This is a genomic window from Psychrobacter sp. MF31 (assembly GCF_012847335.1).
Classification (GTDB): Bacteria; Pseudomonadota; Gammaproteobacteria; order Pseudomonadales; family Moraxellaceae; genus Psychrobacter.
Genome location: NZ_JABBDX010000003.1, coordinates 186,655 through 199,441 on the forward strand (window position 1 = coordinate 186,655; position 12,787 = coordinate 199,441).

The following is a 12,787-nucleotide window of genomic DNA, read 5'->3' on the forward strand; positions in this document are numbered from 1 at the left end:
AAAACCTTTACTAATCAGTAAAGGTTTTTTGCAAAGTTTTTAATAGCAGTTTTAAAGCTGAAAACTATCGCGCGGGATAAAACGTTTCCGCACCAGGACCTACCGGAAGCCCAAAAACAAACACCCAAATGCAAAACAGCGTCACCCAACCGAATAAAAAAATCATCGAGTACGGCAGCATCATCGCCATCAACGTTCCGACACCTGTTCCGCGCTTATAGCGGATTGCCACCGCCATAATCAGTCCAAAGTAGCTCATCATCGGGGTAATAATGTTGGTCGTTGAGTCGCCAATTCGGTACGCTGCCTGAATCATTTCCGGCGCGTAGCCGGTCAGCATGAGCATGGGCACAAAAATTGGCGCGGTTACCGCCCACTGCGCCGACGCTGATCCCAGCATTAAGTTGACCATGGCGCAAATCAAAATAAAACCGATCAGCAACAAAGGTCCTGATAGTCCGATGTCGTTAAGAAATGTCGCGCCAGATACCGCCATCACTGAGCCTAAATTTGACCAGTTAAAAAACGCGGTAAATTGGGCAGCAAAAAATACCAAAACGATATAAATACTTAACGAGCTCATGGCGTGGCTCATGGCATCGACCACATCTTGATTGCTGGTGATGCTCTTGGTGATTTTGCCATAAATGTAACCAGGGACAGCAAAAAACACAAAGATAAATACCACGATACCATGCAAAAATGGCGACCCTGAAACCAGTCCCGTTTCGGCATTTCGCAATACCCCATCGGCAGGGACAATCGTCCAAGCCAGCAATAAGCAAAATATAATCATGCTGACGCCTGCCCAAATCAGCCCTTTTTTCTCAAGCGCGCTTACTGGCTCGATTTTGTTGTCAAGGACGCTTGGGTCGTCGGCTTCTTTTGGGTTGTATTCTCCCAAGCTTGGCTCAACGATTTTTTCAGTGACAAAATATCCAAGACCGCTGATCAAAAAGGTGCTTACCATCATAAAGTACCAGTTGGCTTCTGCGCCAACCGTGTAAGTTGGGTCGATAATCCGCGCCGCCTCTTGGGTGATCCCCGACAATAAAGGGTCGACCGTTCCAAGCAAAAGGTTGGCACTATAACCGCCCGACACGCCGGCAAAGGCTGCCGCAAGCCCTGCTAAAGGATGACGACCTAACGAGTGAAAAATCACAGCCGCTAAGGGAATAAGCACCACATAACCTAGCTCTGCTGCGGTATTGGACATAATGCCGGCAAAAACAACGGTAAAGGTGACCATTTTTCGCGGGGCATTTAGCACCAAACCACGAAGCGCGGCGGAAATTAGCCCTGAGCGCTCGGCAATGCCAACACCTAACAGTGCCACCAGTACCGTTCCTAACGGCACAAATCCGGTAAAGTTGGTCACCAAATTTTCAACGATTTTGGCAAGACCTTCACCGTTTAATAAGTTGACCACATAAATGATGCCGTCCTCACTTCGACCTGCTGTGCCCTCAGGTCTTGGGTCAGTGACACTCACGCCAAAATAAGCAAATACGGCGGATAATACTAAAAGCAACACCGACATCCAAACAAATAAAATCACCGGATGTGGTAGCAAGTTGCCAAGCCATTCAACGCTTTTTAAAAAGCGCTGCATCCGCGAGCTTTGCGCGGCATTTTCAAAATCGTTGGGCGGCGGCGTGCTATCTGGTAATGAACTTCCCTGCATAACTGTCCCTAATATGTTTTAGATGGTCGCAAAAGTGGTGCAATTGGCTTGACTGCTGTTGACCACTTGGGTTAAAAACCAAAATTTAAGCATATTTTGGCAGGCAAAACAAACTTTTTTATAATATATTAGAAACTTTTGGGAATATATTTTTGAGAATAAAATTATTTTTAATAAACTAATGCCGTTATGGCAACAGCTATCGCTTGGTTGCTTAAGTGGCTTTTATTTATGGTTCGATTCAAAACGAAGTCTTGTTACGGCATGCTTTTATTACGGCATCGTTAAGCCGCCATCCACAGCAATCGATTGCCCTGTAATAGCAAGGCTTAAATCGGACGCCATAAGCACGACCGAATTGGCAAAATCGCTAACTGAGGTGGCTTGACGAAGCGGCGTGGTGGTAGCGATATAATCAAAAACTTCCTCGGTGGTAAGGCTACTGGCATCGGTAGTTTTAAGCAGCCCGCCTGCCAGCAAATTGACACGGATACCAAATTGACCAAGCTCACTTGCTAAATTGCGCGTCAGTCCAATCAGCGCCGATTTGGCGGTGGTATAATCGTAATACGTCACCACAGGGTTATAAACTAGGTTGGTTGAAATGTTGATGATTTTGCCCAGTTGCTGCGATTTCATTTGCGGTAAAACCGCTTGAACGGTATTGACCGCGCCTTGAACAATGCCCTCAATTTGCTGCGAAAAATGCGACCATTTGACAGTTTCAATGCTTGTAAACTCAGCGTTTGGGTTGAACTGATAATTTGGAAGCGCATTGTTAACCAAAATATCAATTTTTCCAAAGCGATTGACCACTTCTGCGCTCATGGCTTGCATTTGCTCAAGGCTTGTCACGTCACCTTGATAAGCAAATGCTTGTCCGCCTTCGGCAATGATTTCTGCTACCACGTTTTCAGCGGCGTCTTTACTGTTAAGATAATTGACGCAAACGCTTGCGCCGCTCGCTGCCAACTGCTTAGCAATTTGAGCGCCAAGACCACGGCTTGCGCCCGTGACAATGGCGACTTTATTCGTCAGCAGCTTAGGAATCATAATTTCATTAGTCGTCATTGTTAAATCCTTTTATTATCTTGTTCCGGCTCATATTTTGATATTGAGTTATCAGCCGTCATCATAGCATGGTTATGCTAAGCTTTTTTACCTTAGCTTCAGTTGGCTTTTCAGGACGCTATTTTTGCTCAAGTTTTGCTCAAGCTCTTTAAATTTTGACTTGTCACAACCATAATCCTATCATGAGTCAAGTGACGACTATTTTTTAGCTGATTGAGGAGCGCCGTTTTGACATCATCACCTTATTATCCTTCTGCCAAAATTTTGCCAAAAGTTCTTGCTTGCGCGGTTATCGCCGCAAGCCTTGCCGGCTGTAATAAAGCGGACAATTCGGCAGCAAATAATGCCAGTAGCTCCGGCGAGACGCTCAATTTGTACAACTGGTCGGAATATATGCCGCAAGAAATTTTGGACGGCTTTGAAAAAGAAACCGGAATCAAGGTCAATTACACCACCTTTGACTCAAACGAGGCGATGTACGCCAAGCTCAAATTGCTCGACACCTCAAGCCAATACGATTTGGCGGTGCCCTCGACCTATTATGTTGAAAAAATGGCAAACGAAGGCTTATTACAAGAGTTGGACAAGTCCAAATTAAGCAATTTTAAAAACTTGGACACCTCGTTTACCAACACCAAAGTTGACCCTGATAATAAATACTCGATCCCTTATATGTGGGGCAGCACGGGGCTTGCAATTAATGGCGATGCGATTGACCCGAAAATGGTAAACAGTTGGAATGACCTTTGGCGACCTGAATATAAAGGTCAAGTGATGCTGATGAATGACATGCGCGAAGTGTTTGGTATGGCGCTTTTAACCCTTGGTCACTCTGGAAACAGCCGAAACGCTGAGGAAATCAAAGCCGCTTATGAAAAGCTAACTACCTTAATGCCAAACGTGAAAACCTTTAATTCGGACGCTTCAAGAATGCCGTATATCGAGGGCGAAACCAACATCGGCATGACTTGGAACGGCGAGGCGGTCATGGCAAATGATGAGGGCTTAACGAGTCTGGTTTATAAATACCCAAGTGAGGGCGCGCTTTTATGGATGGACAACTTTGTCATTCCAAAAAATGCCAAAAACGTTGATGCGGCGCATAAATTTATCGATTACTTATTGCGACCTGGAAACGCCAAAATCGTTAGCGAAGAAATTGGTTACGCCTCACCTAATATCGAGGCGCGAAAGCTGATGGACGACAGCGTTCGCAATAATCCGACCATTTATCCCAATAAAGATATTTTAGCCAAAGCGGAATTTCAAGAAGACGTTGGCGATGATGCGCTACAACTTTATCAACAATATTGGGATAAGCTCAAAGCCAACCGTTAATTTTTATTATGTATAAAAAACCCTGCACAATTGGCAGGGTTTTTATTAACTGATATTTCAAGCCGTTATTTTGACTTGTCTTCAATCAGCTCTTTCATGCTGTCGCCTTTAGCATTGTCTTTGCCTGCATTTTTATTGGCTTTATCCTCTGACTTTTTGTCTGATTTGCTCTCAGACTTGTTATCAGATTTGCTATCGCTTGGCGGTTTTGGCGCAGGAACGGCAGGCGGCTTTTTAGTTTCTTCAGCTTTTTTATCGGCTGAATTATTTGCGGTGTCATCCCCTGCCACTTTACGCTCTTCATTGACTGACAGCGTTTGCGACTGATCTTTGGACTGCTTGATGCTTTCTGATTTATTTGACGACGATTTGCTGTCCTCTTTAGTCGCTTCTTTTTTAGGCGCAGGTTTGGGCTGGGGTCTTGGTCGCACTGGAACTTCACGCTTGGTCGGTTGCAATTTGACCGCTCGCGTCCGTTTTGATCCCAAATCTTTAATCGGTTCTGGGCGCTCATAGTTGTCGATGATGCTGACATAGCGGTTGATTTCTTCAGGCAACACGCGAACATTTGCAGGTAGCCCAAAATCGACCAGTTTTGCCGCGCCCATAGCTTCTTGTGGGCTTCCCATCAAACCATAAATGAGCATATAACGCAGCTGGTTGTCCTCATCGCGGTAGCGAAAATAAGAAAACTTATCGCGATCGTCGCGACCATCAAGGTAGCTGACCACGACGTCATTTTCAGCCACGTTCATCACCTGAACGGTCCATTTGCCTTTATTGGCAAGCAAATAGCGCTTGTCTTTAAACTCTTCAGGATAGTTGCGCAAGTCGCGAATGGTATCCTCAAAGCTGATCGGCTGAACGTCCGCATCAAGCTCATGCAGCGGCTCAACGCGGGTTGGCTGAGTAAGCTCGGTGGTCAGCGGTTGTGCGGACGCCGTTAAGGGTGCATTTTCAATTTTGGTGACCACCTTTGGCGTTTGGTTAACCATCCAAACCAAAGCGGTGACAACCCCAAGAATAATGGTCATCATCAGCCAAATCAACGCTTGGCGGCGATTTGACTTTTTATCTTGAGGCGTCGCTTGTGAGGTTGCGACCATGAAAATATCCTTTCAAAATTAATAGTAGCGATGCTTTTGCCCAAAGCCCGTCAGCAAAGCCTGATCTTAAGCGTATCAATTAGCTTTCAAGACAGGAATGCTCCAAGAGCACTTGGGTAAGCAGCGAGCTGTCAAAGTCTTTGGTAATGACCGCTTGTCCTAGTGATTTTAACAAAATCAGTCGCAGTTGTCCGTGCTTGACTTTTTTATCGTGCCCCATCAGATCAAGGGCGGTATCAACGGCAATGGGCGGCGGAACAATAGGCAGATTTGCCAAAGTTAAAACGCGCTCCACTCGGGAAACGTCATCAGCCGTTAGCCAGCCAAGCTTTTGCGAGAGTTTTGCGGCTTGAACCATGCCCGCGGCGACCGCTTCGCCATGAAGCCAATTGCCATAGCCTTCATGAGTTTCGATCACATGACCAAAGGTATGACCAAAGTTTAAAATCGCCCGAATTCCTGATTCGCGCTCATCACTTGCCACGATATCGGCTTTATATTGGCAGCAGCGTTTGACCGCCTCGCCAAGAACGGTGAGATCAAGCGCCATCATGACAGGCAAATTGTCCTCAAGCCAAACCAAAAACGCCTCATCCATGATCAAGGCATATTTAATGACCTCGGCAAGCCCGGCTGACAGTTCTCGCGGCGGCAAGGTTTTGAGCGTTGCCATATCCGCAAGCACCATTTGCGGCTGCCAAAACGCGCCAATCATGTTTTTACCTTTAGGGTGATTGATCCCTGTTTTACCGCCAACGCTTGAATCGACTTGGGATAATAAGGTTGTTGGGATTTGAATAAAATCAACCCCGCGCATAAAGCTTGCCGCTGCAAATCCAGTCATATCACCGATCACACCGCCGCCAAGCGCAACTAAAGTCACATCGCGGTTAAAGTGATGATCCATCAGCACATCATAAATCCGGTTGATGCTGTCTTGGTGTTTGTATTGCTCACCATCGGGCAACACACAAGTGGCAACCGTAAAGCTTGCTTCAAGCTTTCGCTGCAAATCTGCCAAATAAATCGGGGCAACAGTGTCATTGCTGACAATTAAGACCTGCTGACCTTTGATAAAGGGCGCAATATAATCTGCCGTTGCCTGCGCCTCATGTGCCATTTGCGAAATAACAATCGGATAATCGTGGCTTTGGGCGCGAACCCATAAGCCGTCATCGCCTTTATGAAGCGTTGGCATTGATGTGGTTAGGGTCATCCTCTACTCCTAAATATGTTTTGGCGCAACTGCTCATTGACCATTATAAACCAAATTGGCAATCAACCTTCATCCTCATGAGCCGTTAATTTAATGGCGCTTAAATCCAAGCAAACGCCCGGCAACTTATCAAGCTGTTCGATGAGCTGTTGAACCATATGGCGTGGATAGGTGTGACCCGTTGGCAAAATAATATGAGCAACCTCTCGGTATAACGGGTCGCGGCGCTGATAAAGCGCTTGTAAGACTTGTCTTGGGTTTGGGTGCTGCAAAAGTGGTCGTGACTTGTCTTTTGCCGTTCGGGCAAGCTGAACCTCGACCGGCGCATTTAAATAAACCACAATACCACGATCATGAAGGGCTTTTCGGTTGTCTTCATTCATCACTGCGCCGCCGCCCGTTGCCAAAATGATATTTGGACGCTGAGTCAACTCATCAATGGCTCGGCGCTCGCGCAAACGAAATCCTGCCTCACCCTCTTTGGCAAAAATCCAAGCGATATCTGCGCCCGATTGCGCCTCAATAAACCAATCACTGTCGACAAATTCGCGACCAAGCTGCTTGGCAAGCAGGCGCCCAATCGTCGTTTTTCCGGCGCCCATTGGTCCTACAATAAATATTGATGGCAACGATTCTACCATATCACCCAACTTAAGCTAAATGAGCTATCATACATCGTAAGCTTTATTCTGGCTAGTAATGAGCTTTAATATTCATAAATTTTAACCATAAAAAAAGCAAGCTTGGCAGCCTGCTTTTTTCAATCACCATGATCACATGACTTTAATGCATCGCGATTAATCCAACCGGCTAATGCCATCATTGATCAGCTTTGGCGTCACAAAAATGAGCAGCTCTTGCTTGTCGGTGCTGCGCATATCACGGCGGAAGGCTTTGCCAATATAAGGCAAATCCCCTAAAAAGGGTACTTTTTCAACCCCAGTTGAGTTGCGGTTTTTAAACACGCCGCCCAACACAATGGTTTGACCGTCTTCAACGATCACGTTGGTTGAAATAGAGTCTTCAGAAATTGCCACATCGCCATTAATAATGGTTGGCGTGCCATTACTAATATTTAATTGCAAGCCAATTTTGCCATCGGGGGTGATGTTCGGCGTTGCCTCTAAACTTAACGCTGCCTCTTTAAAACTGGTGGTGGTCGCCCCACTTGCCGACGCTTCTTGATAAGGAATCTGCGTTCCTGAGGAGACTTTTGCGGTTTGTTTATCCGCGGTTAAAATTTTTGGCGTTGAAATGACTTCCCCGCGGTTGTCCGCTTGCAAGGCAGACAATTCTAAATCAAGCATAAAATCGGACATGCTTAAGAGACCAAAGGCAATACGACCAGCCGGATTGTCAATACCAAGATCAACGTTTAAGTTGTCAGGTCGGCTGATGTCATATTTTGGGTAAGTGACGGTTTGACCGTTGATGGTCGTGCTTTCAACGTCAAAGTTTTTTAAATCCCAAATGGTTTGGTTACTACCGCCAACCAGCAAGTTGCGGTTGTTTGCCGCGCCATTGGATAAAATGCCCCAACGAACGCCAATTTCTTTACTAAAGGTATCGCTTGCGCTGACAATTCGCGCCTCAATCATCACTTGACGCACCGGAATGTCAATTTTGCTGATGAGCTTATGAATATTTTCGATACTGGTGGCGACGTCTTTGACAATTAACGTGTTGGTACGCTCATCAACGGTGACGGTTCCGCGATTGGACAGCAAGGTATTGTTGTCATCAATGGTAGTCGCGGTGGTTCCTGTGCCGCGATTGGTCGCGCCGCTGCCTTGTGAGATCAAGTTTAAAACGTCCGCCGCTTTGGCATAGCTTAAGCGGATATACTCGGTTCGAAGCGGCTCAAAGGCTTCAACGGCGCGCTGAGCTTCAAGCTCTTGCGCTTCTTGCTGGGCAAGCTCAGCTGAGGGTGCCACCAAAATGACATTGCCATTTTCGCGTTTTCCTAAATTTTTACTTTTTAAAATGATGTCAAGCGCTTGATCCCAAGGTACGTTAATCAGTCGCAAGGTGATGTTTCCGGCAACCGAGTCGCTTGCCACAATATTCATGCTGGTAAACTGCGCTAAAATATCCAAAACGCTGCGGATTTCAACGTCTTGAAACTCCATTGACAGCGCCTCACCGGAATAAACCTTTTCTTCAATGGTCGGCTCACGCAAGAGTTCAGGCTTACTGATGCCAATGTTTAATTGATTTCCCGATTGATAGGCTTGGTATTCGTAATCGCCAGTCATATTGATGGTAATAACACCATTTTGACCTTGGTTTTTGGTATCAATGCTAGAGACCAAGCCGTTATTAATGCTCAAGCGGCGCAGCAAATGGCGCGGAACGGTACTTCCGGTTAAACGAACCACCAGCTTATTGCCTTGACGCTGAACATCAACCGGAATGGCTTCATTAGCAAGGGCAATATTGATATTGCCGCCACCGTTACCGCCTGCGGTAAAGTTCAGTGCGCTTAAACCATCATAATTGTACTGCCGACTGACTTGATTTGAGGCAAGTTTAGGATCAAGAAGCGGATTGACCCGAACGATCATGGTATCCGTTGGGACTTCGGGCTTAATGACCGTATTGCTTGCAACGATTGGGGTGACTTCCGTGCTGCTGGTTTCGATAATCGGGGTGACCACAGCTGTCGTGGCAATCGCAGCGTCATCTCCTATAATGCTAGGCTGCGTTACCAAAGCCGCAGTGGCAACTGATTGCGGTCTAACAGCTCGGCGGATGACGGTGTTATTTGAGCGATTCGGCTCAGTGATGGTCAGCAGCAGCTCATTACCGCTGACTGCTGTCGTGTAACTGCCATCTTGCGACAGCCCAACGATCAACCGAGTCGTTTTGTCATTGTTCAGTGTGGTGATGTTGTTCACAAGTCCGGTATTATAGTCGGTCGATCGATTGACCAAACCGTTTTGAACGTTGTCAAAATCAAGCACCAAGCGATTGGGGTCTTTAAGCTGATACGCAGTCGGCTGAACGGGCGCACCATTAAAGCTTAGGCGCAATTGAGTAACAGCAGGCGCAGTTTGCGTAACCGTGACGTTATTGATGCGCTGATCGGCGTAGGCAGTGGTTGTGATCGCCACAAGGCTGATCGCAAGCGCAGAGGCGGCAAACCTTGAGGCACGGTGATGGCTCAGGGCAGCGCCCCGTTTTTGGCGTTTGGTCATTGGTTATTCCTCAAAAAATTTGCCAACTTAGCTGATGGGTGACACCAGCGATTGCGGTCGTTCAACAAAGCCCGCGCGGCTGTCTGGCACAATTTCAATCAAATTAATTTGGGTCGGGGTAATCTCAACAATTCGGCCGTCATTAAGACCAATATAATCGCCGACCTTGACGCTTGCCACCGAGCCATCAGGACGCGAAATTAGTGCAAACTGCTGACCTTCAGGGGAGATGACCATACCGCGAAACGTCAGCTGCTCAAGCTCAAACTGCTCAAGCGGCTCTTTTTCGCGGCTGATGTCTGGGCGAACGCCATCGATGGGCGCGGTTGGCGCTTGAACGTTCACCAAGCTTGGCGGTAAAAAAGGGCTTCGCAGCAAGCTTGAGCGATACACAAAATCCTCAATGACCTCAGCTTTTGGCGGCGGCTCAATGGGCTGAGCAGGCTCATTGCGGATTTGTTCCATGGCTTCTTGAGCTTGCCCCACCCGATCGCTACAACCGGTCAGACCCATTACCATGATCAATACGACGATTTTAGGTAGGGCAAATTTAGGCAGTTGCTTTGTCATCAGTTGCCTCCTGCCGAATCAGTGGTCGCCGTCTCAGTAGCGGCTGGCGCATCACCATTGGCGGGCGCTTCATCTTCTTTAATTTCTTTTGAGCGATACGTTTTGGTTTGTAGCACCAATGTCAATTCTGGCAAGGTATCAAGGGTCGGCTGCGGATTACTCACTTCAAAATCATGCATGGTAATGATTCGCGGCAGCGCTGCCAAACCGCTGATAAAGCTGCCAAATTGATGATAATCGCCAAGCGCGGCAATGCGAATCGGCTGCTCAATAAAAAACTCATTTTCCACTTCAGGCTCAACCGAGATGTCTTGAAAACGGATGTTACTGCCAACGCCGGTCATGTTAATGCCTTCAACCAGCTCAGACACTCGAGTGTCTTTAGGAAGCTGATCCAAAAGGGCATTAAATTCAGTTTCCATCTGCGCCACTTGCGATTTATACGCTTGTAAATGACGCGCTTTTGACTCTTTTTGGCGATAGCTGTCAAGAAGCGTTTGCTGCTCAGATTCAGCGGCGCTGATTTCATCAATTTTGCTGCTGATGGGAAGCGCCCAAGCTAAGGCGGCAATAAATCCAACAATAAAGCACAGCACGGTAATTTTAACCGGAAGCGGCCAGCTGCCATAATTTTCAGGATCAAGCGACTCAAAGCTGCGCCGAAATTCATTAAAATCAAAGGGCTTTTTATCCGTGGCAACTTTTTTCTTTTTTAATAAGATTTTTTTGCGGACAAGCTTCATGCGCCACCTCCAGCATCAGCAGTTGTTGGGGCTGCGGCATCCGTTTGCTCAAGTTTTGACTCATATTGAACTTGCGTGGTAATCACAAACTGAACATAACTGTCTTCAGGATAAACGGGTCTTGGCGGCGCGCCCTCTGCTGTTGGCGCTTGTGTTGCCACCTGCGGCGCGGCTTGATAGGCGGTGATATTTTGCTGGATATTTTGCACCGCCGAATTGCCCATCCATTGGCTGTTATCCAAATTGCGAATCAGGCTTGACACCACGTTTGGATTATCAGCAAATCCAGTTAAGGTAATCAGGTCGCCCTCGCGCTTCATATTGGTCAAATATAAGGCCGGCGGAATGCCCTGAGCAATATCATCCCATAAATGCACCGGAATCGGACGGCGACCTTGCAAGTCTTGAATCACCTGCATTCTTGAAATGATGTCTTCTCGGCGCTGCTCAAGCGTCTCAATCTCTTTGAGCGCCGAATCTAGGCGGCTGTTTTCTTGCTCAATGAGCGCATTGGCGTCCCGCTGATCGTTAAGCTGACTGTTAAAATAGCTCCAAGCGGCAAACGCAGCAAGGAGCGCCAATAACGTGACTGCTGCCACCAACGCGATAAATTCTTTATTTCGCCGTTCGCGCTCTTCTTGCCGCCAGGGCAACAGGTTAATGCGAGCCATTAATCAAAGCTCCTCAATGCCAAGCCACAAGCGGCCATTAAACTTGGCGCATCAATACTTAACTGCTCATTGTCAAGATAAGGGTTGACGGTCATATTGATAAACGGATTTGCCACGCTGACCGGAACGCCAAGCTTTTGCTGAACCATTCCGGACAGCCCTGGAATGGAGCTGCTTCCCCCTGCCAGCACCACATGATCAATGCTATTGTACTGACTTGAGGAAAAATAAAATTGCAGCGATCTTGTGATTTGCTGAATGGCGTTTTCCATAAATGGGGTTAAAATTTCGGGATAATAATCATCGGGGAGGGTGCGATCGCGCTTATTGATGGTTGCCTCATCAAAAGATAAGCCATAACGGTTTTGAATGGCTTCGGTTAATTGCAAGCCCCCAAATAGCTGCTCGCGGCTATAAACAAACTCGCCATTTTTGACCACATAAAGCGTCGTTTGGTAATGACCAATATCAACGAGAGCCACAAGCTCAGGCATATTAAATAAGCTGTCAACCATCAAGCCAAAAGCGCGCTCAATGGCATGCGACTCCACATCCATAATCTTAGTTTTAAGACCACCAAAGGTGAGCGCATCCACGCGCTGATCGACGTTCTCTGATCGAGAAGCTACCAAAAGCACTTGAACCAAATTATCATCAATGACTGACGGTCCGATCACCTCAAAATCTAAATTGACTTCATCTAAAGGAAAAGGGATATACTGATCAGCATCCAAGCGAATCTGCGCCTCACGCTCAATGTCGCTAAGCCCTGATTCCATATCGATGATTTTGGTGATGACCGATGACCCTGAAACCGCCGTTGCTGCATCCGCGCCACTCACTTGACAGCGTTTTGCAAGCTTTGCAATCGTATCGCCAACCGCTTCGGTATCGACGATCATTTTGTCCACCACAGCTCCGGGCAATAATCGTTCAATCCCATAAGACCTAAGATGAAAAACGCCTTGCTGACGCTGAATATCAACCATTTTTACTGAGGTTGAGGAAATATCAACCCCAATTAAATGCCGACTTTTGGATGCAAATAGCCTCACAAGCGCAATACCTTATGAATTTGATGGACTTTTGTAATAGTCAACTACAATACGTTACTTCCCTGATAGATTCAAGTGATTAGATTTAATAAATTTCTTAAATTACACTTTTAATCTCACCTCAAAGTCCGCTTCA

Annotated in this window: 11 protein-coding genes; 1 reads left to right on the top strand and 10 read right to left on the bottom strand. The window is 46.8% G+C overall.

Going from position 1 to position 12,787, the window contains the following annotated elements; genetic code table 11:
• Positions 1-64: 64 nt before the first annotated feature.
• Together HF322_RS05870 and HF322_RS05875 are read right to left on the bottom strand one after the other, a co-directional pair.
• The gene (locus tag HF322_RS05870) at positions 65-1,684 is read right to left on the bottom strand and encodes an AbgT family transporter (RefSeq protein ID WP_169392476.1); all 1,620 of its coding nucleotides are present in this window, start codon (positions 1,682-1,684) and stop codon (positions 65-67) included.
• Positions 1,685-1,957: 273 nt separating this feature from the next.
• Positions 1,958-2,755 (bottom strand): 3-oxoacyl-ACP reductase, encoded by a 798-nt coding sequence (locus HF322_RS05875; protein WP_223193189.1) that lies wholly within the window; start codon positions 2,753-2,755, stop codon positions 1,958-1,960.
• A 228-nt stretch (positions 2,756-2,983) separates the two neighbouring features.
• Here HF322_RS05875 and HF322_RS05880 point away from each other — a divergent pair, with 228 nt between their 5' ends.
• Complete coding sequence (locus HF322_RS05880; RefSeq protein WP_223193190.1) at positions 2,984-4,093, top strand: PotD/PotF family extracellular solute-binding protein; 1,110 nt, start codon at positions 2,984-2,986, stop codon at positions 4,091-4,093.
• A gap of 65 nt (positions 4,094-4,158) precedes the next feature.
• On the opposite strand, the gene HF322_RS05885 is transcribed toward HF322_RS05880, so the two are convergent.
• From HF322_RS05885 to HF322_RS05920, 8 genes are all read right to left on the bottom strand, one after another.
• Positions 4,159-5,199: a hypothetical protein gene (locus HF322_RS05885; protein ID WP_169392478.1), complete on the bottom strand. Its 1,041-nt coding sequence runs from the start codon at positions 5,197-5,199 to the stop codon at positions 4,159-4,161.
• Between the two features lie 79 nt (positions 5,200-5,278).
• The gene (gene aroB / locus HF322_RS05890; protein ID WP_375138529.1) at positions 5,279-6,415 is read right to left on the bottom strand and encodes a 3-dehydroquinate synthase; all 1,137 of its coding nucleotides are present in this window, start codon (positions 6,413-6,415) and stop codon (positions 5,279-5,281) included.
• A gap of 62 nt (positions 6,416-6,477) precedes the next feature.
• The gene (gene aroK, locus HF322_RS05895) at positions 6,478-7,056 is read right to left on the bottom strand and encodes a shikimate kinase AroK (protein ID WP_169392479.1); all 579 of its coding nucleotides are present in this window, start codon (positions 7,054-7,056) and stop codon (positions 6,478-6,480) included.
• A gap of 156 nt (positions 7,057-7,212) precedes the next feature.
• A complete protein-coding gene (pilQ, locus tag HF322_RS05900) occupies positions 7,213-9,612 on the bottom strand; it encodes a type IV pilus secretin PilQ (protein WP_169392480.1) in 2,400 nt (799 codons plus the stop codon).
• Between the two features lie 27 nt (positions 9,613-9,639).
• On the bottom strand, positions 9,640-10,182 hold the full coding sequence (locus HF322_RS05905) for a pilus assembly protein PilP (RefSeq protein WP_223193191.1): 543 nt from the start codon (positions 10,180-10,182) through the stop codon (positions 9,640-9,642).
• Positions 10,182-10,925, bottom strand: a complete 744-nt coding sequence (locus HF322_RS05910) for a type 4a pilus biogenesis protein PilO (RefSeq protein WP_169392481.1) — start codon at positions 10,923-10,925, stop codon at positions 10,182-10,184. The genes HF322_RS05905 and HF322_RS05910 overlap by 1 nt, the downstream gene beginning before the upstream one ends.
• Positions 10,922-11,596: a PilN domain-containing protein gene (locus HF322_RS05915; protein ID WP_169392482.1), complete on the bottom strand. Its 675-nt coding sequence runs from the start codon at positions 11,594-11,596 to the stop codon at positions 10,922-10,924. The genes HF322_RS05910 and HF322_RS05915 overlap by 4 nt, the downstream gene beginning before the upstream one ends.
• On the bottom strand, positions 11,596-12,651 hold the full coding sequence (locus HF322_RS05920) for a pilus assembly protein PilM (protein WP_169392483.1): 1,056 nt from the start codon (positions 12,649-12,651) through the stop codon (positions 11,596-11,598). Before HF322_RS05920 ends, HF322_RS05915 begins: the two co-directional genes overlap by 1 nt.
• Between the last annotated feature and the right edge of the window lie 136 nt (positions 12,652-12,787).